Annotated in this window: 21 protein-coding genes and 1 riboswitch; of the genes, 7 read left to right on the top strand and 14 right to left on the bottom strand. The window is 41.4% G+C overall.

Translation table 11 applies throughout. From position 1 onward, the window contains the following. Positions 1-200 precede the first annotated feature (200 nt). From LMH66_RS14205 to LMH66_RS14185, 5 genes are all read right to left on the bottom strand, one after another. Positions 201-3,371 carry an efflux RND transporter permease subunit gene (locus LMH66_RS14205; protein WP_229370769.1) on the bottom strand — a complete coding sequence of 1,057 codons (3,171 nt, stop codon included), beginning with the start codon at positions 3,369-3,371 and terminating at the stop codon, positions 201-203. Between the two features lie 9 nt (positions 3,372-3,380). After that, entirely contained in the window at positions 3,381-4,688 is a 1,308-nt protein-coding gene (locus LMH66_RS14200) for an efflux RND transporter periplasmic adaptor subunit (protein WP_229370768.1), read from the bottom strand. Between the two features lie 522 nt (positions 4,689-5,210). Continuing rightward, positions 5,211-5,627 carry a hypothetical protein gene (locus LMH66_RS14195; RefSeq protein WP_102528470.1) on the bottom strand — a complete coding sequence of 139 codons (417 nt, stop codon included), beginning with the start codon at positions 5,625-5,627 and terminating at the stop codon, positions 5,211-5,213. Positions 5,628-5,831: 204 nt separating this feature from the next. Next, positions 5,832-6,026, bottom strand: coding sequence for a DUF3012 domain-containing protein (locus LMH66_RS14190; RefSeq protein ID WP_102528464.1), 195 nt, complete (start codon positions 6,024-6,026; stop codon positions 5,832-5,834). Between the two features lie 75 nt (positions 6,027-6,101). Beyond that, positions 6,102-6,455 carry an STAS/SEC14 domain-containing protein gene (locus tag LMH66_RS14185; RefSeq protein ID WP_229370767.1) on the bottom strand — a complete coding sequence of 118 codons (354 nt, stop codon included), beginning with the start codon at positions 6,453-6,455 and terminating at the stop codon, positions 6,102-6,104. Positions 6,456-6,614: 159 nt separating this feature from the next. Between LMH66_RS14185 and arfB the strand changes: the two genes are divergently transcribed. From arfB to LMH66_RS14170, 3 genes are all read left to right on the top strand, one after another. Further along, positions 6,615-7,031, top strand: coding sequence for an alternative ribosome rescue aminoacyl-tRNA hydrolase ArfB (gene arfB / locus LMH66_RS14180; protein WP_102528462.1), 417 nt, complete (start codon positions 6,615-6,617; stop codon positions 7,029-7,031). 132 nt (positions 7,032-7,163) lie between these two features. Beyond that, positions 7,164-7,610 carry a type II 3-dehydroquinate dehydratase gene (gene aroQ / locus LMH66_RS14175; protein ID WP_229370766.1) on the top strand — a complete coding sequence of 149 codons (447 nt, stop codon included), beginning with the start codon at positions 7,164-7,166 and terminating at the stop codon, positions 7,608-7,610. A 34-nt stretch (positions 7,611-7,644) separates the two neighbouring features. Then, on the top strand, positions 7,645-8,034 hold the full coding sequence (locus LMH66_RS14170) for a DUF3859 domain-containing protein (protein WP_102528460.1): 390 nt from the start codon (positions 7,645-7,647) through the stop codon (positions 8,032-8,034). A 2-nt stretch (positions 8,035-8,036) separates the two neighbouring features. Here the strand turns inward: LMH66_RS14170 and LMH66_RS14165 are convergent, their stop codons facing one another. Continuing rightward, a complete protein-coding gene (locus LMH66_RS14165; RefSeq protein ID WP_229370764.1) occupies positions 8,037-10,013 on the bottom strand; it encodes a GGDEF domain-containing protein in 1,977 nt (658 codons plus the stop codon). 245 nt (positions 10,014-10,258) lie between these two features. Between LMH66_RS14165 and LMH66_RS14160 the strand changes: the two genes are divergently transcribed. After that, on the top strand, positions 10,259-11,266 hold the full coding sequence (locus tag LMH66_RS14160; RefSeq protein ID WP_229370763.1) for a class I SAM-dependent rRNA methyltransferase: 1,008 nt from the start codon (positions 10,259-10,261) through the stop codon (positions 11,264-11,266). A 76-nt stretch (positions 11,267-11,342) separates the two neighbouring features. Here the strand turns inward: LMH66_RS14160 and LMH66_RS14155 are convergent, their stop codons facing one another. From LMH66_RS14155 to LMH66_RS14145, 3 genes are all read right to left on the bottom strand, one after another. Continuing rightward, on the bottom strand, positions 11,343-12,428 hold the full coding sequence (locus tag LMH66_RS14155; RefSeq protein ID WP_229370762.1) for a tetratricopeptide repeat protein: 1,086 nt from the start codon (positions 12,426-12,428) through the stop codon (positions 11,343-11,345). Between the two features lie 611 nt (positions 12,429-13,039). Next, the gene (locus LMH66_RS14150; protein WP_229370761.1) at positions 13,040-14,806 is read right to left on the bottom strand and encodes an alkaline phosphatase D family protein; all 1,767 of its coding nucleotides are present in this window, start codon (positions 14,804-14,806) and stop codon (positions 13,040-13,042) included. A gap of 203 nt (positions 14,807-15,009) precedes the next feature. Continuing rightward, positions 15,010-16,434 carry a hypothetical protein gene (locus LMH66_RS14145; RefSeq protein ID WP_229370760.1) on the bottom strand — a complete coding sequence of 475 codons (1,425 nt, stop codon included), beginning with the start codon at positions 16,432-16,434 and terminating at the stop codon, positions 15,010-15,012. A gap of 50 nt (positions 16,435-16,484) precedes the next feature. Continuing rightward, positions 16,485-16,562, bottom strand: a riboswitch (cyclic di-GMP riboswitch). A gap of 353 nt (positions 16,563-16,915) precedes the next feature. Here LMH66_RS14145 and LMH66_RS14140 point away from each other — a divergent pair. Together LMH66_RS14140 and gltS are read left to right on the top strand one after the other, a co-directional pair. Further along, the gene (locus tag LMH66_RS14140; protein WP_102528454.1) at positions 16,916-17,125 is read left to right on the top strand and encodes a TOBE domain-containing protein; all 210 of its coding nucleotides are present in this window, start codon (positions 16,916-16,918) and stop codon (positions 17,123-17,125) included. Between the two features lie 474 nt (positions 17,126-17,599). Then, on the top strand, positions 17,600-18,823 hold the full coding sequence (gene gltS / locus LMH66_RS14135; RefSeq protein ID WP_229370759.1) for a sodium/glutamate symporter: 1,224 nt from the start codon (positions 17,600-17,602) through the stop codon (positions 18,821-18,823). 61 nt (positions 18,824-18,884) lie between these two features. On the opposite strand, the gene LMH66_RS14130 is transcribed toward gltS, so the two are convergent. The 4 genes from LMH66_RS14130 to LMH66_RS14115 form a co-directional block, all read right to left on the bottom strand. Then, entirely contained in the window at positions 18,885-19,970 is a 1,086-nt protein-coding gene (locus LMH66_RS14130; RefSeq protein ID WP_229370758.1) for a hypothetical protein, read from the bottom strand. Beyond that, positions 19,967-20,491 carry a (2Fe-2S)-binding protein gene (locus tag LMH66_RS14125; protein WP_229370757.1) on the bottom strand — a complete coding sequence of 175 codons (525 nt, stop codon included), beginning with the start codon at positions 20,489-20,491 and terminating at the stop codon, positions 19,967-19,969. Before LMH66_RS14125 ends, LMH66_RS14130 begins: the two co-directional genes overlap by 4 nt. Further along, entirely contained in the window at positions 20,491-23,256 is a 2,766-nt protein-coding gene (locus tag LMH66_RS14120) for a xanthine dehydrogenase family protein molybdopterin-binding subunit (RefSeq protein ID WP_229370756.1), read from the bottom strand. The genes LMH66_RS14125 and LMH66_RS14120 overlap by 1 nt, the downstream gene beginning before the upstream one ends. Positions 23,257-23,472: 216 nt before the next feature. Then, entirely contained in the window at positions 23,473-23,748 is a 276-nt protein-coding gene (locus LMH66_RS14115; RefSeq protein WP_102528452.1) for a YecH family protein, read from the bottom strand. 157 nt (positions 23,749-23,905) lie between these two features. On the opposite strand from LMH66_RS14115, the gene LMH66_RS14110 reads away from it, so the two are divergent. Beyond that, a complete protein-coding gene (locus LMH66_RS14110) occupies positions 23,906-24,241 on the top strand; it encodes a DUF2956 domain-containing protein (protein WP_229370754.1) in 336 nt (111 codons plus the stop codon). A gap of 90 nt (positions 24,242-24,331) precedes the next feature. Here the strand turns inward: LMH66_RS14110 and LMH66_RS14105 are convergent, their stop codons facing one another. Further along, positions 24,332-25,627, bottom strand: coding sequence for a hybrid-cluster NAD(P)-dependent oxidoreductase (locus LMH66_RS14105; protein ID WP_229370752.1), 1,296 nt, complete (start codon positions 25,625-25,627; stop codon positions 24,332-24,334). Positions 25,628-25,693 lie beyond the last annotated feature (66 nt).

Raw genomic sequence — 25,693 nt, 5'->3', positions numbered from 1 at the left:
ATGGCGGCATGATAATAACTCCCCTAAGCGTGTACAGATTTACTTGACCACATCAAAGGCATTAAGAAGAAGGAGTTGAGAAAAAGGAGTTGAGAAAAAGGAAATAAGAAATTAAAAAGGCATTATCATTTTTTAAATGATAATGCCCATATTGCCATTAACCGCAAAGGTAACTAATTGAATTAACTTGCCTCATTACCCTATCGAACATTATTCCCTTTTGGTATTTCATTTCTATACAACCACTGATACATCGTCGGTAATACCAACAGCGTCAGTGCAGTTGAGCTAAACAGTCCCCCGATGATCACCACCGCTAATGGCTGCTGAATTTCGCTGCCGGCACCTGATGACATTAAGATGGGGATTAACCCTAGTGCAGAGGTGAGCGCGGTCATTAGCACTGGCCGCAATCGACCAACCGTGCCTTCATAGACACTCTCAAATAAGCTCTCATCACCTTCCATATTTCTAACATGTGCACGTCGCTGATTAATCGCGTCCACCAGCACCACGCCATTTAACACCGCTACCCCAAATAATGTGATAAAACCGATAGAACTCGGCACGGACAAATAGGTGCCTGTACTATATAAAGCAACCACCCCACCAATTAGCGCCAGTGGTACATTCGCCATAATTAAGCCAACCTGTTTGATTGAACCGAACGAGAAATACAGCAGCAAGGCAATTAATACTATGGATACTGGCACCACTAACATCAGCTTTTGTTGCGCGCGTTGTTGGTTCTCGTATTGACCACCAACCACCACAGTGTAACCTGCTGGTAACTCTGCCTTTGGCACTATGGCATAAATGTCATTCACCACCGAGCCCATATCACGCCCTGATACATTAGCTTGTACTACAACGCGGCGCTGCACATCATCACGGCGAATATTAGGTGGCGCCATTTCTACGCCTACTTGCGCTACATCGCCTAAACGAACTTGCGCGCCATTGACACCACGTAATATCAAATCTCTAAGTGCATCAGGTGAGCTGCGGTAAGTTTCAGCTAAACGCACATTAATATCGTAGCGAGCATTACCGTCAATGACTTGTCCTGCACTCACGCCACCAATACCTTGACTCACTAAGCTCATCACTTGATCGACACTAATACCGTAACGCGCCAATTGCTCTCTTAATGGCCTAACGACCAATTGAGCCTCACCGCTGACTTGCTCAAGCGACACATCTACCGCGCCTTCAATCTCACTAACAAGCTCAGTAAGTTGCTGTCCCTTTTCAGACAATATATCAAGATCAGGCCCAAAAACTTTAATCGCTAATTGGGCTTTCACCCCTGATAACAGTTCATCAACTCTGGTGGCAATGGGTTGTGAGAAGGTAAACAGCAAACCTGGAAAAACACTTAATTCGTCTTCCATTAAGTGCTGTAGCTCAAAACGATTTTCGGCACTTTGCCACTCATCAACAGGTTTTAGGCCGATGTAGATTTCAATGTTACTCACCGGCTCAGGGTCGCCGCCAAGTTCAGGTGCGCCAATACGACTTAAGGCATATTCTACCTCTGGGAATGCCATCAATATTGACTCTATTTTCGGCGCTATATCTAACGATGTCGCCAAACTCGCAGTTGGTGCAAGCGTCACCCGCAAGTTAATAGTGCCCTCTTCAAGTTCAGGAACAAACTCAGTGCCAAGTTTTGGCACTAACAGCATACTAGCGATAAATAATGTAGCAGCAGTTCCCATCACAGTTGCAGGTTTATGCATTACCGCCAAAAGCAACTGCCGATACCCTTTCTCAATTGGGGTCAAGATTGGGCTTTGCTTGAGGGTGACACCGCTATTAAACAAGTACACCGCCATTGCAGGAACAGCAATCAGCGCAACTAACAATGCAGATATCATCGCTAAAATAATACTTACCGCCATTGGCTGAAATAACTTGCCTTCAACCCCTTCTAGGGTAAATAGTGGCGCAAACACTACGATAATAATTGCGGTAGCAAAGAAGATAGGACTGCACACTTCTTTAGCCGCTCGCATGACTTTAGCCGCTGTTGGATCTGAACTATTTTCCTCTTGAGTTAATTGTTTAAAAATATTCTCAACCATCACTACTGAGCCATCAACCAACATGCCAATAGCTACCGCTAGGCCACCAAGCGACATTAAGTTAGCCGACAACCCAAAGTAAGACATGATCATTAACGCTAACCCAATCGATATAGGAATGGATAGCAGCACTAATAACGTGGCACGTAAGCTCACCAAGAATAAAGCCAGAATAACCACGATAAACACAAAGGCCATTAACAGTGCATCAATCACAGTAGTAACCGCTTGCGTAACTAAATCCGATTGGTCATAAAACACCTCAAATGAGACGCCTTTTGGCAGTGCTTGTTCAATTAAACTAACGCGCTTTGAAATGTCATCAATGGTGGCTTTGGTATTCGCGCCCATGCGTTTAAGTACTACGCCAGCAACGACTTCGCCCATAGCATTGACTTCGGTTTTGCCACTTACTGGATTTTGCTCTTTACGGGTAAAAGTAACCGCCCCTACACGGATTTCACGGCCATATTCCACCTTGGCGATATCAGTAACACGAACTGGCGTCCCCGCGACCTCTGTTAATGGAATTTGCCCTATCGCCTTTAAGCCCGCCTGACCCGATGGCAATAAACCATAACCACGTACAACCAGCTGCTCTTGACCTTGGGGCATAAACCAACCACCCGCATTGCGGTTATTGCTTTCGAGCGCTTCGGTGACTTGGGGCATAGATAAGCCGTAGCTTAATAATTTATTCGGGTCGACTTGCACTTGGTATTGGCGAACATCACCACCAAATGACAACACCTCTGTCACCCCTTCGACTGGCATTAAAATCAGCTTCACTAAGTAATCATTAATACTACGAAGCTCTGCAGCATCAACGTCTGATTCTGGTGTCGACCGTAAAATATACTGATAAACTTGCCCTAACCCAGAAGTATTGGGGCCAATCTCAGGTACACCAACGCCATCTGGGATCATTTCTTTAGCCGCTTGTAACTGCTCAAACACCTGCTGACGAGCAAAATAAATATCGGTGCCTTCAGCAAAAACCACTGTAACTATCGACAATCCAGTGCGAGATAATGACCTTACCTCAGTGACTTCAGGTAAGGCGTACATAGCCGATTCCACGGGATAACTGATCAGTTTTTCAACTTCTTCAGCAGCGAGCCCCTCGGCTTCAGTGTTCACTGTCACTTGCACATTGGTTACATCAGGAAATGCATCCAAGTTTAATTTGGGCAGCATGAATACGCTGGCGGCAACAATAAATATCAATGCCAAGCCCACTAGCAATCGGTTTTTCACCGCTGCTTCAATTAATTTCTGTAGCATTAGTGGCCCCTAGTGGTTATGGATATCAAAACCTGCTTTCGCAAGTTCAGAAGCTAAAAGAAAAGCGCCACTCACCACCACTCTACTGTTGGCAGCAATCCCCGTTACCATATTCATCCCACGTTGGCTTTCAACTACCTCAACTTCCATCGCTTCAAAACCATCAGCATCTTGTATAAACACCTGCCAATGCCCATCAGATCCTCGTGTTAAAGCGGCATCAGGTAATATCACTCCACCACTCAATGCACTTGGTAAGTACAACTCAGCAAATTGACCTGCATGTAATCTATATTTGCTGTTATCAATGCTTACGAGCACTTGTTCAGTTCGGGTAACCAAATCAAGTTCATGTGAGCGGCCAATAATAGTGCCCTCAATAGATAAACCATCGACTTTAACTAAAGCTTTATCGCCTCTGCTAATCCCCTCCGCTTGGTGCGCTGACAACTGAGCCTGAACCCACAAGTGTGATTCATCGGTAAGCTGCATTAACGGTGTTCCACCAGCGGATACCTGACCTAGCATGGCAACATCCTGCTGCACACGGCCATTAATTGGTGCTAATAATTGATAACGACCAATGGATTCTGGCTGGCTAACTAAAGCGTTAATTTGCGCGCGAGTCATTTTTAGCGCTTCAAGATTCGCGCGGGTGAGCTCTGCTTGTACTTGCGCCTCTAAACGTTGGCTTTCACTCACCGTGTTTTGGCTCATACGCTTAATCCTGTCCCATTCAGCTGCTGCGTTTATATAATCAGCTTGCGCTTGCGCCACTGCCGCGCCGCCTAAGGTCAATAACACTTGCCCTTGTTTCACTAATTGACCCGGCACCACATGTCGCTTTAATACTCTGACATCGAGTTGTGGAGCTAGTGTCATGGTGCGATCGCGATCAACGATTAATGTGGCTGTGGCTACATCATCTAAATTGAATGTGCTGCTGGATAAATTGACGACTTCGATACCTGCGAGCTGTTGCTGCTGCGCAGTTAATACTAAAGCGTCGCTATGTTGTTCATTGGGTTCTGTAATAAGTTCTTTGTTAGGTTCTTTGTTAGGTTCTTTGTTAATTCCTTTATTAAGTTCTTTGCTAAGTCGTTCGCTTCTTTTACTGCCAGGTTTATAACTAGAACTAGGCTTATCGACCACTGAATCGGTCTGGGAATTTGTTTCTATTTCATTGTGGGCATGTCCATGCTCCGCTGCATCAGCCTGAGCAGCCCACGCCGTGTTTGCTACAGCTAACGATGTCATTAGAGCTAAAGAAATAATCGCTAGTCTAATTTGAGTTAGTGTTAAAAGTTGAGTCTTCATAGTGTTACCTTTCGAGTTGCTACCCGCAGGCAATGTTGCTGTCACAACCACTGCAATATTGCGAATAACGACGGAATACTTTTATTGAAAAATGATTGGGGAATTGCTTCGCATCCACTTAATTTTTGGAGCTTAATTTTGAAAGTAATGTTGAATAAAATCCCGCAACTACTGGACCTTGGAACGCTAGAAATTCGGTCACTAGTCGCTTTAGCAGAGAAAATCATTACACAGAAATGTACAATCAGCGCTGAGGCAAAAATCGATTTTTTCATCATTTATTCTCGGTTCGACAAAGGTCAAAACAGTAAAATTAAGTGATGATTAACAAGCAATATTTATGGCGATGAGCCGCTTGTACTAAACGCAATTCAATACTGTTCGCTAGCTAATGCCCGAGCGCTAATTAGTGCCAAGCACAACTGAAAGTATTAATGCGCAAGCATGCACAGCAATATCATCGGCAAAAAAGCCAAACAAGTTTTAAAATTTGCAGAGTTAATCAGTTATAGAGTTAACTGATCACGCAATGGGAGGGCGGTAACTTAGGCGAGCGTCAGGTGGAATATAAGCTTGAATAAAGGTATGGGGCGACTCAGAAATAATGGCCGCAGGCAGTAAATGAGCAACGACATCAATCGTTGCACTATAGCCACCATGGCACTGACAATCTAAACACAATTCATAGCTCTGAGTATCAGAAGATACTATGTGTTCGTGGCGTTCAATGTTTGAATGAGTATTAAATAAGTGGGCTAAATCATCGCCCTTATCACAGCTATCAGCAGGCGCTGAAAAAACGAGGTGTGAATGGTTTACTTGCTCATTTTCACTTTCACCAAGATGTAATTGATGCTCACCTAAGTTAGTGCTGATAAATTGCAGCAACATAACGGCGACCATTAATTTAGCAAATTGTCTAAACGTGGAAAGTGACAAGTAAAAACCTTTTATTCATAACAATAACGAGCTGAAATAAGTAACTAAAATAAGCAACTAAAATAAGCAACTAAAATAAATAAAAATGAGCTAACTAGTGTCAGCTAGCTCTCATTCAATATGACCTAGAGTTTAGCTAAAAGTTCTCAATCGACTAGCAAGAAATATTATAATAACGAGTTAAGTCACAACTTAGTTTTAATCTTAAAATACGCAATGCTTAGCGTAATCAGCGGCTTCATTAGCTGTCCAATCACCACTTGGTTTATCTTGCATTTGTTTACACCAAGCTTCACTCCCCACTTCAGGTGCACAAGCACTAAGGCCTAATATCAAAGCTGCAGCTGCGAAAATAACAGTTAATTTGGTGGCTAAGTGGGTTACTTTTTTATTCAACATTGTCTAATACTTCCTTGAAATAACATGATTAAAAGCGATAAATGAGTAAAACGGATTAAATTGGCATCACAGTCTTTATTGTTGAAGCCAAGCAATTGCCTGTTGTTTTTGTTCTAGCGGATACCAAGCGACTTCGCCTTGCATAAATGGGCCAAGTAAATTGACCGCATTGCCCACCCAGTCTGGTCCGCCAACAAAGACTAATGCATCAAAGTGCGGTAATTGCACTTTATCACCACCCGATAACGAGCTAACGTCCCAACCTTCAAGTAGCACATCGGCTTCAATGTATAAACGTACTTTACCGCTATCTTCTCGATATTGAGTGATTAACGGCTGCAAGTGTGTTTGGTAATCTTCGGTAGATAAACGGCCACTGACAAATAAACTGATAACACCTTCGGCGATATCTGGGATTTGGCACAACATAAAGCAACTCCAACGGTATTGCGGCTGGCTGACAATATTAATTCATCAACGACAGCCTATATTCTTGCTGATAGTAACAAATCTTATCAGCAGTACTATAGAAAAGTTTGTTAAACTCTCCACACTAATGCGCTAAAAATAGTTAAGTTAACCCTAAAAATGATAAATATTACCAACCGCGTCAGCATTGAAGACAATGAAATTGAATGGCAATTTATCCGTTCAAGTGGTGCGGGCGGGCAGCATATTAATAAAGTCTCTACTGCGGCACAGATTATTTTTGATATCAGACAGTCTTCATTACCGGAGTTTTATCAGCAAAAGCTGTTGGCAAAAGCTGATCACCGCATAACCAAGAGCGGAAAAATCATCATCAAATGTCAGCAAAGTCGCAGCCAAGACTTTAATCGTCAGCTCGCATTAGAACAGTTTATTGAATTGGTGAAAGGCGTCGGCATTGTGCAAAAGGCACGTATTCCCACAAAGGCAACCAAGGGAAGCCAACGCCGCAGGGTCGACTCGAAAAAGAAACGTGGTGCAACCAAAGCATTACGAAGCGGAAAGTCAGATTATTAGCAAAGATTTTAATCATTTATAATGATGAAAATAATTCCCCGTTTGGCATTCATTAACGTGATAAATTACACTGACATAAGATACATTAGCTCATGTATTAATAGTGACTCACTAACTTAGCAAGGAACCTCAATGACGACTCAAGCCAAAATTTTATTAGTGAATGGCCCTAATCTAAATTTATTAGGTCGTCGTGAACCGGGTTTATACGGCAGTGATAATTTAGACACACTAGTGGCAAATGCTAAGGTTCAAGCTGCAGCAGCGGGTATCGAGTTTGATCATATTCAGTCCAATGCTGAATTTGAATTAATCAACGCCATTCATGCAACTGATGCTCAGTTTATTGTGATTAACCCTGCCGCGTTTACCCACACAAGTGTCGCATTACGTGATGCACTATTGGGAGTGAATATTCCCTTCATTGAAGTCCATATTTCCAATGTCCATGCCCGTGAGCCATTTAGACACCACTCTTACCTTTCAGATAAAGCTGTTGGGGTGATTTGCGGATTAGGCATTCAAGGCTATGAGTTTGCAATGCAAGCAGCGATTAAGCATTTATCATCAGCTGAGTAACTTCAGCCAATACCCGTCGATAAAGTAATCTTTCATGAGTAAATTAAAAGCAGATATCAGCATTATCCAGTCAGGCATCTTCAGCCAATGGGATTCAGACAGTGATGAGTTACCCCGCTTTTTGAAAGCGACCGTCCATGTGCCTGCTGAACTGGATATGGAGTTTGGCTTTGTTACTCGCATTAAAAAAGCTAAAAACCAAGTACTAAAGTATTGTATTTACCATCCTGATATTCCTGATGCCGATGGCAATGTCCGCCCACCATTTGATGGTGAAGTGTATATCAAAGAAAACGATTGGAAGTTTTACTTGGGCGACTGTATTTGGTCACCCGTGAGTAATAAAGTGGGTAATTGGCGAATGACATTAGAACTGAATGGAAAAGTCATTGCCGATAAAACCTTTAAGGTCCATAACGTTTAAAGCTACAGCACCTCTTCATTTCGGCTGATTACAGCACAATTTCGGCCTTGGCCTTTAGCTTGATATAGAGCAACATCGGCCATGGTTTTATAATGTAGCCAGCCTTTTACAAGTTCATTGGCAGCCACTGGCATTGTCGCACCAATAGAAATACTCACAAATAACTCTAATTCGGCAATTTTCATTGGCTGTTCAGCAATCACGTTATTAAATCGCTTAAGCACCTGTGGTTGTAGTTCGGCTGATTCTAACGCCAGTAACACCATAAACTCTTCGCCACCCCAACGAGCTAAAATATCTTTGCCTCTAATGCAGCTTTGCAACCTTTCAGCACAGGTTTTCAGCACTTCATCACCCACTTCATGACCATAGGTATCGTTCACATTTTTAAACTTGTCACAATCAAGCATCAAGACGCTGTAATAACTCACTTGAGATCTTATCGCCTTATGCTCGACAAAGTTTTCAAGATAACGGCGATTATGCAGACCCGTTAACGGATCTTTGTTTGATTGCATGAATAAATTTTTGTTAGTGGAACTTAAGTGCTTAATTCGCTTTTCATGAGTCACATAACGATGAATCAAAAACACTAAGCCGATAAAAGATATACCCAATACCAGCATCCACAGCTTCTCTTGCAAACCTTTCTTTTCTAATGTGGCTGCTGCGAGCTCATTCTCTGCGGTTAAAAGGGCAATTTTCTCTTCTTGTAATTGGGTATCAAACTTCATTTGCAGTTCAAATATTTGCTCTTCGCGTTTATCAAATAGCTGCTTTTTCCTTCCTTCGTAATAAGCAATCAAATGGGTGATAGCTTGAGGGAATCGTTCCGTTTGTTGGTATAAATTGGCTAATAACTGATGCACGCTGAGTGAAAAATCTTGATTATTAATTTCAGTAAAACCAGCCAACGCTTGTAGCGCATTAGTTTCAGCGTCTTCAAAATTCTGCTGGTACAAACGTACTTGGCTTAAACCATACAGGCATTGATTACGCGCTAGTGGGTCGTACATTCCAGCCGACAGTTCAATACACTCCATAACAATAGACTCAGCCTCTAAATAACGCTGCTGATTGATTAAAAGCTCACCTTGAGTCCACAGTGCGTTAACCACTAATTGCGCATTATTTGACTTACGAGCGACCGCTGTACTTTTTTGACTGAAGTCAGTCGCCGCTTCAATATCATTTACTTGCAGCATGATGTGACTGGCATTGCTGTATAGCACGACTAAATGCTCAAAGCTCGCTGCGCCGCTGTTGATATATAAATCTGTTGCTAGCTCATTGTATTTTATTGCATTAGGCCAATCTTTAACCCGCGAGTAAACAACTGAAATATTAGAATAAACTTTACTTAAAAAGTTATTGTATTTGATATTGAGTAGTAAGGAGATCGCCTGATGATAATCATTGAGCGAGGCTTCATATTGTAAATCACGAGAATGTAATACGCCCCTAGCATTTAAGGCTCTAGCCCACAGGCGGTGATAATTTAACTGTGAGGCTAATTCAATTGCCTGATCGATCAAGCGTTTCGCTTTATCCCCTTCACCTTGTCTGGCGGCGAGAATACCTTTTAAAGTTAATGCCTCTGCCACGACCCATTGTTGATCAACATCTTGACCATATTGATACATTGCCTTCGCAATAACTTCAGCTTGTTCAATATCAGTTCGCCCCAAGGTTATATTATGCTTAATGCGATAATAAATGGCTTTGTAATAGGGGTTCTCATCTATAGCACCTTGATTGTTAAGTACCTCTAACTCTGCTTCGACTTTTTCAGGCTCTGCATCTGCTTGATAATAGAGTTCAACCAACTCACGACCTTGCTGGCTGTTATAAATAGTCTCTAAAGGATCAAATACCACCTCATCAGCTTTACTATTAACAGCTAAAGTGCAAAACAGTGTGGCAATAAAAAACCTAACCATTAATACTTTTAAAAAAGCAGGATCATTATACGATTTCAACTAAAACCCCTAGAATCTAACCAAGTTGGGATAGATACCTGTAATATTATTCTGATTTTTCACGGTTCAATACACTTAAAACATAAATAATCATGCTAGGTCACTTTATTGATATTTAACCTCTTATTTAGCTTAGTCAGTGATAGACAAATCTACAATTTAGTTTTAATGCGCTTTTACCGACAGATGCGCCCAAGCTTGATATAATTACGCATTATTCAATTTTCTTGTCACCGAGCATTTTTATGTCACTTCAGTCTTCGTTAACCCAAGCCATTAATCAAAGAGCAGATTTTCTCGCTCAATCCGAAGTCAATCAAACAGATTGCTTTCGCTTATTTCATGGCACTGTAGAAGGCGAAAATGGCCTTAATATTGACCGTTACGGTAACGCTTGGCTTATTCAAACATTTCATCAAACATTAACTGAAGAACAACTAGAACAAATAACCGATTTACTCACTGCTCTAACGCCTTTGCCTGTGATCTATAATGATCGTGCTAAAAGAAATTCTCGAATAGAAAACAACTTACAAACTGAACATCATGAGTTTGCTTGCTCAGAACAAGTTATCCAGGAAAATGGAATAAAGTTCACCTCTAAACTTCGCCATGAAGGCCAAGACCCATTATTGTTTCTTGATATGCGTATAGGCAGAGAATATGTACGAGCCAATAGCCAAGATAAAACAGTATTGAACTTGTTTTCGTACACTTGTGGTATTGGTACCGCTGCTGCTATGGGTGGAGCAACTCGGGCTGTTAATGTGGATTTTTCATCTTTTGCCCTTGCAGCAGGCAAGAAAAATGCAGAGCTAAACCATGTATCAGAAGTTTGTGAGTTCATTCAAAGTGATGCGTTTCCTGCCCTAAGGCAGCTAGCAGGACTTAAAGTTGGCGGTCGTCGCGGCCAAAAACTACCAAAGTATCCAAAACTGGCAGCAACTCAATTTGACCTAGTCTTTTTAGACCCACCTCGTTTCGCTAAAAGCCCTTTCGGTACCGTTGATTTAATTAATGATTATCAAGGTTTATTTAAACCTGCCATGTTAGCCACAAAAGACGGCGGTACTATTGTTTGTTGTAATAATGTCGCTAAAGTTGACCGAGAAGCTTGGTTAGCGAGCCTAGTACGCTGTGTAGAAAAGCAAGGGCGTCAGGTAAGCGCTATCGAATGGCTTCATTGCCATGAAGACTTCCCTTCATTTGATGATAACCACCCGTTAAAAATCGTGGCGTTGAATATTGATTAGTCATACAGAACATTACGTTTGCATAAAAGCCAGTTAATGGTTTTTATGCAAATGGAACGCAAAGATACAACAGCTGTCACTCAACCACATCTTGCTTTGTAGATTGCTTTAGCCAATTCAACTTAGCTAAATACTTCTGCTGACTCTCGCCCATTGAAGTAAGTGATAACGCTTGTTGAATGGTTTTTTCAGCACTGACATATTTCCCCAAAGCATTCTGCGCTTTCGCCAATTCATAATAAGCTTGATGATAATAAGGGCTGTTATTAATGAACTTTTTAAAATAAGTTTCTGCCGCTGAATAATGTTGTAAAGTTAATGCCTCTATTCCCATCGAATACCAACCGTAGGGGGTATGATTTTCAAGTTGTAGCAATTGTTGAAGAACGGCATCCGCTTCAAGTGCTTTCCCTTGTTCAGACAAGGAGTATTGATAGTTACTCAACAAGCTAAGTGAATTCGATTCAAACTGTAACCCATATTGATAATACTCATCTGCAATTTGGTGTTCGGCAACGCGCCTATGCACTACTGCCATCATATTGATCAATGGTACATACCGAGGAGCCAACGAGAGCCCTTTTTCAAGAAGTGTATAAGCATAGGTTAATTCGCCCGCTAATAAAGCATCAGCTGCAAGGTTACGATAAAACATTGCAATAAATTCATGCTCACTCACCACCCCACCAGTGCGATCATTGCTATCTGGGAAATAGTCAATCACAGTAAATTCACTACCGTTTAAATACACGCCGCCAGCATCGGTTTCATACAAAAATGTTCGAACATGATCAGAGGTTACAATAAGGTCATTAGAAATATGCGTTAATAATGGTGCCGAGTGCACAACCTGAAATACAGCTCTAACGTCTAAGTGCTTTGCAACTCCATAGGTCAGCATCGCCAATGCCATACAGTTACCCGCGCGCTGCTGCCAAGCTTGAGAAGTGCTGTAATTCAAGCCCTCATAATTAAAGTTGACCATTTTATCTTCAATAAATCGGGAAACTTGATACCTTTTCGACAAGCCGACAATATCGTCACGGGCTATAAATTCATTAAGCTCTTGTTTCTGCTGTGGTAGTAACTCTGACAAACTTTCAATTGAAGGCACTGTTGATGGCGCTTCGGACTTGATGAAATAGCTCGCAGTTTCCGGCATGGGTAATGAAGCCACTGAGGGTGTTGATGTTGTTGAGCTACAAGCACTCAATAAAGAGCAACTTAGCACCCCAACAGACAATATAAATTTTGAATTAAACTGAGGGCCTAGCAATGGGCTTTTAAGTCGCAAGCTTTTAAGCAATGAGCTTTTAAGAAATGACCCTTTAAGCAATGGCTTTATATATAACGGGGTAAATAGCTGTTTTTTGAAATATGAGTTAAACATTTTTTTGTTCGACATCCTTGGCGTAACCTTTCCTTTATAACGACCACAACTTCACTCATCATTAGTTGAGCATTTAATCATTTAGGTTAAGCTAGCATGTTTTCTGCTTACATTTCCAGCACCAACCTCGCCACTAGCATTTACTCTCAAGATAAATTCTTATTATCAACAATATACATGACTCTTCAGATAGCACTGCATATCCGTTTGAGCTGCCAAGTTCCATGAGTAGAGTGTGAAGATTTTTAGAGATTCATTAACAAGGATTAATAGTCAAAGTTGGGTAAATTAGCAGCTCAGTAAACAAAAAAGCTACCTAATAGGTAGCTTTACTATACTCTCTCAAACACACTCTAATACGCGCTTTAAATCAAAGGTTCACTTTAATTTATGGCAGGGTTACCCGCAGCACTGGTCACGGAGTGTGAACGAGATGAGTTCTCAGTAAAGGTCTTGCTTGCAATGGTATCCACATACATCCATTCACTTTTTACCTCATCTTGAGTAAATGTCAGTAATAACAAACCACGATCGTTAATATTGGTATATTTAAGATTAGTAACAAGATCCACCAAAGCCGCTTCAGTTGCTGGAATTTGCTCATCTGGTAAGCCTAAATAATATTCAAGACCTGGGGATGTCACTGAACTCGTTGCAAACTCAACCCCAACAGTATCCCCTGCTGCATCAGTTAGGTCGCTCGCCCAAGCATTATGAGTATCGCCTGCGATGACAACCAAGTTATGTCCCATAGACTTAGCTGACGCGAAAATGACTTCACGTTCATAAGCATAACCATCCCATGCATCTAGATTGTATGGAATGGCAGGTAATTGCAGTAACGCTAGTACTTCATCAGTCAGTTCAGCTTGGTTCTGTTGTAAATAGGCTAACTCTTCAGCGGTGAGACTCGGATCGCCAGCTTGTGCTCTTGCTGCTAATTGCGCTAATCCGCCTAAACGAGCAAATTCAGGAATACTCATTTGCAGTGTAGCAATAGCAGCTGGTAGTAACATGCTCCCCATAAGCACTTGTTGCCCTAATACTTGCCATTTTGCTGTTGATTGTAATAGCGAACTTTGCAGCCATAATAATTGCTCTTGACCTAGCATGGTGCGTTCAGTATTGGTGACATCAGCCATAAACTGCTGGCTATCAAATGCACCTGTTGCAGGATCTGTGTAAGTGGCATATTCCAATTGTTTATCACGAGCTAACACACGAGTGTCCAGCATATGTAAATCGACTAAATCTCCGAATGCAAAACTACGGTAGATTTCCTCATGGTTACCTTCTGTCCATGGTCTAATTGGCAACCACTCAAAGTAAGCTTGCAACGCCGCTTGTTTTCTTGTGTCGAAATCACCTTCGTCATCATTATGATTTTCAGCGCCATCACGCCAAGTATCATTCGCGACTTCATGATCATCCCAAACGGTAATAAATGCGACAGCAGAGTGCAGTTTTTGCAAACTTGTGTCAGTGCGATACTGGCCATAACGAGTACGGTAATCGGCCAATGTAAATAGCTCACCTTCGGGTAGCACTTGTCGGTCATACTCTACGGCTTTTTCACTGGCATATTCACCGCGAGCATATTCGTAAATATAATCCCCAAGATGGATCACAGCATCCAAATCATCTTGCTGAGCAGCTAATTCATATACATTAAAATAACCGGCTGGGTAATTAGCGCATGACATAACAGCAAATTTAGCAGCACTCACAGCGCCTTCAGGTAAGGTGCGCCCTTGACCTACAACAGACACTTTATTAGCCGTTTTAAAGCGATAGTAATAAATTGTGCCCGCTTCTAAACCAACGGCATCGACTTTAACAATAAAGTCTTGAGCTACAGTCGCTACCATTTGGCCATCTGTCACGACTGAGTCAAAATTTTCATCTGTAGCCACTTCCCATGACACTTTCACTTCGTTATCTTGCGAATTTTCTGGCGTTGCTCTGGTCCATAAAATAATCGCATCGTGAGTAGGATCACCACTTGCTACACCATGAAGAAAGTCTGCATTAACGCTCTTTTCATCGTCATCATCAAAAACGCACCCCATTAAGCCACATGAGACAACCACAGCCCCAACACCTTTTGAAGACATCGCCAAAAAATCACGTCTCGTCACTGACAACTTCATACCTATTCCTTTATTTATAATTGTTACTGATACGATTACGATTAGAGCATCTAATCTAATTGGATTATTGTGAGAGAATTTTGTGACACCAACATGATCAAAGTGTGACGAATAGAGTTGGTTACTCGGTGAGCTTTATAGCACTTTTAAACAGCAAAAAAAAAGCTACCCGAAGGTAGCTTTTTAGAGTCTAAAAACTGAAATTAATCTTCAGTTGTCAAATTAAGACTGTTGACTTCAATACCTAAACTGTAAGAAATATAGCCTTCTTGAGTTTCAGGGATCTGGTCTGTTCTATCTGTGATAACCACTTTAGATAAACGACAACCTTGGTAAAACTCTGGAGCGAAGTTGTATTCAAAAATATCACTGGTTTGAACTTCATAAGGGTTTTCTGGATCCGCAGAGTAGTGTTGGTTCGCTAATAGTGTGCGACCATTTTGGCTTTCGTCCTCACAGCCTATTAGCTTAATACCGATAACCCCTTTCTCAGCGTAAGTTAAATACGTTTGATCATTTGCAGTAAATTCATTGAATTTAAGAGTTTTACCAGCAATAGGGCAAGCAGCATTGATACCGTTCTGTCTCATGGTTAACTTAAGCTTACCCGCTTGACCTAGCGTTAAAAACTTATCATTAGCAGTACTAAAAACATTCGAAACGGTAGAACGATCAGGGTTCGTACTTACTTTTTCCCCTTGAATCCACTCTATGTTAGCAGCTGTCAAATCACAGCCGATAGATTGAGGGTCGACATCCCCAACTAAACAACGTTTTAACGCTCGCGTGTGGGCAGCATAATAAGCCGAACATTCCAGCTCGCGTTCATTATCAGCTGTTTTAAAAGCTTGAACTCCGCGGATTAAAATACCGTAACTATCAGGAAAGCCACTATCACGTAGAATTAGCGGTGTATAAAAGCGATCAGCAGTAAATGTTATCCAGGCTTTCTTAAAGCCCTGATCTAATGACTCGCCTTCAACTGCATCAATAGAGAGTTTATGCTTTTCAGAACCGACTCGAACAATCAAATCGCGAAATGCTTGCGCTTCATTGCGAGCACCAAGTCTTTCATAATCATAATCGCGCTTTTGATATTTAACTGAAATAGCGTATTCAGCACCTGGTACAGTAGGTACATATGTACGCATTCTGACTGTACCTAGCTTTTGTTCATTATTACATGCATGCGTATCAAGTTCTGCTGCGTAACCTTCACCATCAATGCCGTAAGTAGTGGCATAACCCACTTCCATACGCGCGTCACAAGCTTGATTACGGAGCTGTTTGATAGCAGCTCGGCGCTCATCACCGTCCAATGACTTTACGTTTTCCCATTCAGCAGGAAACATTTTCTTCAGTGTTTTTCGAGTCCACTGCACGTCAAAGTACATTTTACCATCTTCAGAATAAAGCGCTTTCAATTCGCGTTTAAGTGAATTGGGGTTTTCCTCTTGTAGTTCTGAAAAGTCGAGGTCATCAATAATCCCCCAAGTACCATTATTAAACTGGTCTTCATAGCCATAAAAGTATTGACCAGCAACAAGCTCTAGATCATTAGCTTGAGCCATAGAAACTGTGGAGCAAGACAGTGCTAACAGCATCCCTAACTTCTTTGTTAATTTCATATAAAATCCTAGTGTTATAAGTTGTACAAACAATCTGCCATCTTTTAACACTCAGTAATGCAGCCCACAGACCTGCCTGTGCTGTCACTTTGCGTCCTCATTTTACAACGAGTTTGCCGTTAGAGTATCTATTACATCCTAAATCTAAGCATATTTTAACATTGACCACATCAGGTTAACAAGTCAAAATATTGACAAGCGCAAAATCTATAAACAACTGAAAAATAACCATTTAAATTAAAACAAAAAACTTTTGACTAGAAATTTTTATCAAAAATACAACTTAAGAATGACAATAAATTTGCAAGATAAATTACATTTTTATCACTTAAAGTGCGAAGCAACCCTCAAATATCCAAAATAACGACTAAACTATTCTCATTAGTCGTACAAGACGATTGCAAATACATTTTTATAATATAAATTATCTATAAGTATCATTTAGATACGAAAAAATAACACACAAGGATTACAAAACATTATGAAGATCAGTGCACGCAACTCACTCGTTGGAAAAATTCTTTCAATTGAAGAAGGTTCAGTCAACAACGAAGTAGTTATCGAGCTTGCTCAAGGCGTAGAAATCACTTCTGTTGTGACGAAAAAATCTTGTGAGCAACTAGGTTTAGTGGTTGGCGGTAATGCTTACGCGATTATCAAAGCTAGCAATGTGATGGTTGCAGTAGACTAATTCAGCTAAACCGTTAGCTTGATACAAGCGATTTCAATCACTTGTTAAATGATGAGGTTTATCAGAACAAAGTGGAATTCATAACATAATTGGGTTCCACTCTTTAATGCAATAGAAATCAAGAATCTCATTGCAGGATCAGATTTAGCGTACTTTTTGTCACCACTGTAGATTGAATCCACCAGCCAGATCTCTCGGGATTTATCACCCTCAAAAACGCAACAAACTGAACCTAGCAACTTTACATTCACAACTATTACGCTAACATTCCTCTCAATCCCTTTAAGACCATGTTAATTACAGCTTCGATCAGCTGGTTAATCCTTCATTTGGCTTTAATCTCATTATATTTAGCTTCTTCATAATCTATAATCAGCATAACTAATTAATTTGAGTCATATATAAAAGGCATACCATGTGGTGATGCGTTACGGCAGTGCGTAATTGTTTTTTACTGCTACAAAGAGGAGTTTCATGAATACAGTCTACTCAATTGGAGAGCTTGAATCGTTTCTTATCGCGATTTTAGTTTTATTCATCGGCCATAGCGTTAACCGTCACGTTGCCGTTTTCAGAAAATACAATATTCCAGAACCTATTGTAGGTGGCTTGATTGTCGCTGGAATCATCACGGTTTTGCATTTTAATAATGTCAGTCTGCAGTTTAGTTTATCGATGCAAAACACCTTGATGCTGATGTTTTTCAGTTCGGTTGGGTTAGCGGCCAGCTATAAGCTGTTACTCAAGGGTGGTAGTAAAGTCTTTTTATTTTTAGGTATTGCTTCTCTCTACATTATTATTCAAAACGGTGTCGGTGTAGGCATGGCCTCAGCACTCGGTTTAGAACCAATAATGGGGCTTATTGCTGGTTCTATTACTCTCTCTGGTGGACATGGTACCGGAGCAGCATGGGCGCAAACATTCCAAGACTCTTACGGCATTAATACGCTTGAATTTGCCATGGCTGCTGCAACTTTCGGTCTTGTTATGGGCGGTATTATTGGCGGACCAGTCGCGCAGCGCTTAATTAATAAGAACAACTTAGTGTCATCTTATGGTGTTGGTGGTAATCATCATAAAGATCATCCTGATTTGGTCACCTATGACCAATTAGAAGAAGACAGAGTCACTGCAAAACGTATATTAGAAACCTTGTTTACATTATTGCTTTGTGTTGCAGGTGCAAAGTGGTTTGGCAGCTTTGTACATGAATCAGGGCTCACTTGGCTTAAAATGCCTGACTTTGTGTATGCATTATTCTTAGGTGTTGTTATCACTAACATCACTGAGTTAACCCGTGGATTTAAAATCAATAAAGAAAGTGTTGATATATTAGGTACGGTGTCATTGGCCCTATTTTTATCTATGGCATTGATGAATCTAAAGTTATGGGAAATTTTTGACCTTGCAATCCCATTACTAATCATCTTGCTGACTCAAGGTATTATCCTGGCATTTTTTGCTTATTTCGTGACATTTAGGTTGATGGGTAGCAATTATGATGCCGCGGTAATGGCAGGTGGTCACTGTGGGTTTGGTATGGGAGCAACACCAACAGCTGTAATGAATATGGGTGCATTAGTATCAAGAACAGGCCCTTCTCCACAAGCCTTTATGGTAGTGCCAATTGTAGGCGCGTTCTTTATTGATATTGTTAATGCCATAATCTTGCAAGGCTATTTAAGCGTGATAGGCTAAGCCGTCACCTGTGATAAAAAACGCCACTCAATAGTGGCGTTTTTTTATGGCATCAGTTCATTCAACTACCTGTTATTGGAATTAATTGACACTGAAGTTGCTGAGGATTATCGCAGCATGACAACAAAGCTGATACTGAAGGACTGTATACCTGTTGCCAAAACGCTTGGCTATGGAAATTATTAATCGGCATCCAAGTACTCAAAGGATACTGGTTCGCTAATTGATCCCCTCCATTAACAGGTAATGCCATTCCAGAGGCGACTTGAATATTACCAGGGAATGTTTGTCCCGTTTCAAGATCGACATTAACACAACTCCCTAAATTACCAATCCGATGACAAGTGGTACAGGTATTTCCCTCGGTTTCAATGCTTGAAGACGTTGGCCACAGAGCAAAATCACCAATCGCATTATTATATGGTCCGAATGGATCAACCGGCACATGTTGCCAAACCTGCCCTATATATGGACTATACATAAACGGATCTGCATCATGACAACCACCACAATTCTTGCTCACTGTATCAAGCGGCTTCCACCAAAAAGTCATTGCATCAACATGCCCTGGAGGAGGACTGACTTCATTAGGTGGTGGTACCCTTGAAGCATCAAATCCGGCACTTGTTCCAGAAGGGGCTTCAGCATGAAACCAACACGTATCACCTGTAGTGGTACTATGCAAAATGACGTCAACTTCGTCATATAACGGACTATCATCGGGTCGAAGGTATTTTCGGCGACAAAAAGCAGATATCTGAGTTGTCTTATTTGATAAATCTAACACCTTAGAATAAGGAGTACACTGGCCAAAAGTGCCTTCACCATAAGGCAATAATGCAGGACGGTCGCAAACCATATTTTGCGTATACTCTTGATACTCTGGTATTTGCCCATTAACTGTAATTGGCACATCAACCCCGTCATTACAGTCAAATGCTGGCACCTCAGCAACCAAGTTTGCGCACTGTTGGCCATACTCAATAATCGATTGGTTTGGCTCTACAATAACCACTTCATCAATCACTGTACTCTGCTTCTGCTGAGATGATGTACCCAAGCTATCACAGCCAATCAAGGCTAAAACACATATTGAGTGGCAAATATAAAATAACCAAGCTGGTAAAAATCCTTTATATCCCTTCATGACAAGTGCTCCCTCGTTAAAGGCAGCGCTAACTCTCTGATTGCTTGATAATATCTAACATAGCCACTACAGCGACAAATATTGCGGCCAACACCCTGCTCTATGGCATCATCCAGCTCATTCTCTGAAATGGGAGAAAGCTGTAACTTCTGCAATAACACCCAGGTGGCCATCAAAAATCCAGAAGTACAATAGCCACATTGAAAAGAAAAGTGCCTTAAAAAAGCTTGCTGAAGAGGTAACAACTCATCTCCTTGTTGTAATCCTTCTACAGTAAAAATTTCTAAGCCTGTCAAACTATCAACCGGAGTTGAACAAGATAAAGTCGTTTGCATTGCTGCGTTAGGGCCATTTCTAGTGGCAACAGTACACGCTCTGCACTCTCCTATACCACAACAAAATTTGGTTCCAGTTAATCCTAGTCGTTCATGTAGATAATCAACTAAAGCCATATCACCATCAGTAGTAGGCGCTTCAGTTTGCTCACCATTTACCACAAAAGAAATCCGTAAATTATCCATTAGATTGCCGTCCTTATTGCCACTGGCGTTACAGGTAACTGTGTAAAACGATGTTGAGTTGCCATCGCTAATGCGTTGAGAATAGCTGGAGGAATTGGACACATTACAGCCTCTGCAATCCCCCGCGCAGTCACTTCATTATCGGCAGGAGGCATAACCAGCAACTGTTGATTTAAAGGTACATTACCCATTTTCATTAGCTTATATTTATCTAAATTCCAATTGCCAGCACCTGGTCCTTCAGGACTTAAAGGGCAGTCTTCAGACAGTACATAACCCATTGCCATTGCAACACCACCTTGAGATTGGCCACTCACCAATTGCGGGCAATGTTGCACACCTGCACTCAACGCTGTAATACAATCTTCAACAACAACATAACCAGTGTTAGGATCGACAGATACCGCAATTAATGCCCCACTAGGTGCGTAAGTGCTACGCCCATAACGTGAATTAACCTTTGGTAGTGTAGTCATATTAGTTCGAGTGACAGTCTGTAAAGCATTAGGCGAGGTGCCAAGGGCAATATAGTCTAAAGGCAGAGTGATTGGGTTTTGGCTTGATGAATAAAAGCTAAAGTCAGCATTGACGAACTCGCCAACAAAGCTGGCATGAACGGCAGCGCTATTGGGTAGTTGCTGACTAAAAATTACTTCAACAATCTGGCTCCATTCAATAGCAGGAAACCCTTCTAGACTGATACTTCCTTGGGAGAAAGCTAACAGTTTATAGTCCACTTGTGTTTGCCAAAGCTGCTGTAAAGCCGGGATAACAGAGCCTATAAGTAGACTTAGCCCCGCATATGATACGGCATGGTATTGGTAAAAAGCCCCAAGACAAGCACTTGATGAACCCGATAACTGTGCCACTTGTTTCGCAGGGTCATCTTGAACATCTGATGGTTCGCAAGAAGGGTAAGCATCTATCTTCGTTAAGCCAAGATTATTAAAAAATCCAGCATCGCCCATCATAATATTACTGGCATTTTTCCCTAACCAAACAGATGGTGCTAAGCCAAGCGCCGTGGCTGCGCCATTACCCATATCGATATAGGGGGTGCGAACAGTAATGCTGCCATCAGGGTTAATCATCACAGCGCCAAACATACCATCACCACCGGTACCATACGCTTCGTTTGCTAACGCTAACCCCACACCATATTTAAGCCCTTGAGTGGCAAACTGTTGCTTTGTTGCCTCACGGTTAGTCCACAATGGCTGAGCTTCTAATGCATCAAGAATTTGGGGTAATTGCAAATCTTGCTGAATAGGTGCACCTGTTACCGTTGTGCTCTGATTATCAAGCAAGTTTAAACGGCGGATAGTGAAAGGGTCTCGACCTGTATCTTCTGCAGCCTGATCCAATAAGGTTTCTAAAGCAATAAAGGCTTGTGGTCCACCAAACCCACGTTGCGACCCGCCAATTAAATCTGGTGTATCTAGAGCTTCACCATAAGCGATGATTTGCGGGATATTATATGCATTACAGACACTTAACGCTGCAAGTTCAGCAACATAAGGGCTTAAGTTTTTTCTTCCTCCCCCATTTAATGTAAAACTCGCTGTAACAGCTTGAATAAGGCCATTATCATCAATACATAAATTTTCTGTAAATTCAGTATGATGACGTTTTAACCCAACTTGAAATTGCTCAAATCTGTCTTGTGCCCAGCGCAATGGATAGCCATTAGCATAGGGCGCTGCCATGGCTAAATACATGGTAAAGTAAGAGCTATCACGCCCACCAAATCCTCCTCCTGGATAGCAAGCAATCAAATCTACTTCACTGACATTATAAGTACATTTTGCATTTCGAAATATTTCTGCTGCTCCAGATATATCCCCTGTGGGTGATTGAGTACCGAGCAATAAGTGCAGACGAGACGATTGCTTGTCATACCAAGCTAACCCAGCCTCAGGCTCCATGAACATAGGATCCATAACTTGAGTGACATAATTAGCTGAATATTGCTGCCACACTCCAGAGGCAGTGTTAACCTCAATGGCAGAATTAATGTTGCTCTTTACTAAAGGACTGTGACTTTTATAGTACTCAGGCTCATCATGTACCACATTGAAGGGATTATCATTCAATGAGCCTTTTACATATTCATAAGAGTTACCATAAATACTCGGCTGAAGTGGAGTAACTGTATCACCATAAATAATAGTATCTTGATTAAATTGCAGGATTTTTTTAGCACGGCGATAGACATCAAAATTTGCAAAAATTAGCAAAGCTACAGGCTGGCCGTAATAATCAGCAACATGCCTACTCTTACACTTACTCTTACTCTTGTTCCTATTCTTGGCACACACAAAAAATGGCTTTTTCATATCACAGCTAATATCCACTTTATCTTCAACCAGTTTGTGCGCATCAATAATGGTAATGGGTTGTAATTCGGCTGGGAGCATTGAAAGCTGATAATCCATTACAATCGTATTTATCCGATTGGTTCTTAGGGCATACACCACCCTTTCTTCAGCTTGATATGGCCAGCCATATTCCGCTAAATCGCGAGCACGAAAATCACGAGCATATATCTTTTGCCCCATGACTTTTGGCTTACCATCGATCCGCCATTGCGCAACACCAGGCTCAGGTGCCCATGCTGGCTCAGGGGAAATATCGGTTAAAGGTGGGGATTCTGCAGTAAGCAAAGAGATGGGAAGGCTTGAAATAGTAAAACTGACGGCAGCGCCACCAGCGATAGTTTTAATAAAACTGCGACGACTAATGGGGTGACTGTTAAGTTTGTTCATCCATGATTTCCTGCATCCTGTGTTGTTTACAATTTAAGCAGGTGATAGGTAATTCATCAATGTCTTAATTAAAAAATGCTTTAGTGCTATGACAATATATCTCATTAAGACAGCGCATTTGTCACGATTAAAGAATCCAGTTACATTATTTACCCCCATAAAAAAACCAGTCAGAGACTGGCTTTTATGAATAATCAAAACTGAATTCTGTCTCATTTAATCGTGTGAGTGAGCCTCTTCACCATGCTCTTTACCCGCACAATGACCACATTGATTGATCTCAAAGCCAGTTTCAGTTTCAGTTAAACGGCCGTTGCTGATAAACAAATCAACCAACTGAGAACCCGTCATATCACTAGCACGACATGTGTGAAACTGTGCATTTTCGCCAAACTCTTGCGCCATAAGAGCAAGCCATTGTTGATGTGGCTGTGGCGTATTCTGCGCTTTCATCAACTTAATAACATTACGACCATGAATTGAGTCAGACATTTAACGATTCCTTATATTGAAAAAACCATTTTACGACAAAGCGCACACCCACTCATTGCGATAGCTCATGGTTTAACAATAATTAATCTACAATTTATCTTCGGTAGCAAGATTGGGTATAGTGTAGCGAGAATTTACATGGTGACAGTAGGCAGTGATGGCAAAGAGTATTTCTCAAGAAACCCAAAATGAAGCAATGAAGGTAGCAAAAGCCACTCAAAAGCCTTCGCAAACCAAAGAACAAACCAAGTTAATTGCGCTAGGCATCGAAAAAGGCATTGCTGAATACAAAAAGCAGCAAAAGGCCAAAGCCCGAGGCCGAGATAAACAACGTAAGCAAGACTTAAAAGCCAAATCACGCCAAGAAACGAGTGAAATAGAATTTATCGCTGAAGCGCCAACCTCATCGCCTAAGTTCCCTTGGATATTACTGGTAGCGAGCTGGGTCGGATTTTTAATCTATGCCTTGTTAAATGGCAACTTAAACACGTAAACTCACTCTCAAAAAATAAAAAGTGACTCCCAATAAAACAAAAGTCAGCATTTGCTGACTTTTTTGTTTAAATTACGAGTTAATCATTAGCTACATTTTTAACGTCACATCTGAAGTGATTTCCGTAGAGCAAGCCAATACATAACCCGCGGCAATTTCTTCAGGCGTTAATGTCATCGTACTACTCGACTCTGTCGTCCCTGAAGTCACCTGACACTTACATGCACCACATACGCCGCTGCGACAGGCTGCAATAATTGGTAGCCCTTCAGACTCAATACCATCAAGTAATGTTTGCTCAGTGGAAAGCGAAATGGATTTATCTGCTATTTTCAGCATGAATTGACGACTGTCGTCACTACTTGAATCACTAACAAGCTTCTCTGACTTTATCGCACCTGTGAAGCTCTCTTGATGGAAGTTTTCCATTTCAAATCCACTAGCTTCAACCAATGACTTGACCGCAACCATATAAGGTTCAGGGCCGCAAACAAACACAGTACGCGCCATAAAATCAGGAACAAGTTTAACGAGTTTATCGATATCTAAACGCCCTAACATACGGCTATCATTCGCCGTATGGTTAACGCCTTCAACAAGCTCAGGAGCTGCTTCAAGTAAGTAATGTAAACTGAATTTGGCACTACGGTGCGCCATCGAACTCAAACCATCAGCAAAAATAATATCGTCATTACTGCGTGCACTGTGCACAAAGGCAATATCGCTGCCCACTCTGGCATCTAACAACCAGCGAGACATAGAGTACATTGGTGTTATACCACTGCCAGCACTTAAAAATAAGTACTTTGTAGCAGGAATATCCACTAAATTAAACGCCCCATCTGGCCCCATTATTGTGACCACATCTCCCTCGTTGACGTTATCAGCAACAAAGTTTGACACCTTGCCACCCGCAATTTGCTTGACCGTCACTACGATTGAGTAAGGGCGAGAAGGTGAAGATGACATGGTGTAACTGCGATAAACAATTTCACCATCAATCTCGAGCTTAAAGGTAATAAACTGACCAGGCTTATAGTTAAACTTAACCGGTGTTAAGCCTTGAAACCGAAAACTGACCACATCATGAGTTTCGTTCCACTTCTCAACACAGCGAAGCTTAATATCGCCACGCTGCCAATCATCTGCACTTAGTAGTGAAGCATCATCATTTACTGTCGCTGTTTTAGCTTGAGTAGCATTAACTTGAGCAGCGTTAACTTCGGACTTAACTTCAGATTTAATCTCTACAGTCTTCTTAGCTGTGTTTGCTAACGCACTCGACATTGAAAAACCAGCGGCTGGCTTCTTCTCTGCTTTGTCGTCATCTTTAGTTGACTGCACTGCTGACAACGCAGCTGAAAATGAAAATCCTGATGAGCTCATAAGGCACCTGTTACTGGGTAAATGATGGAAGGAGAAATGGAAAATAACAGTCATAAAAATGGTGAT

The organism is Shewanella sp. 10N.7 (genome assembly GCF_020806285.1).
Lineage (GTDB): Bacteria > Pseudomonadota > Gammaproteobacteria > Enterobacterales > Shewanellaceae > Shewanella > Shewanella electrodiphila.
The sequence above is the reverse complement of the archived record's forward strand: the minus strand, read 5'-3'. Positions and strand labels throughout refer to the sequence as shown.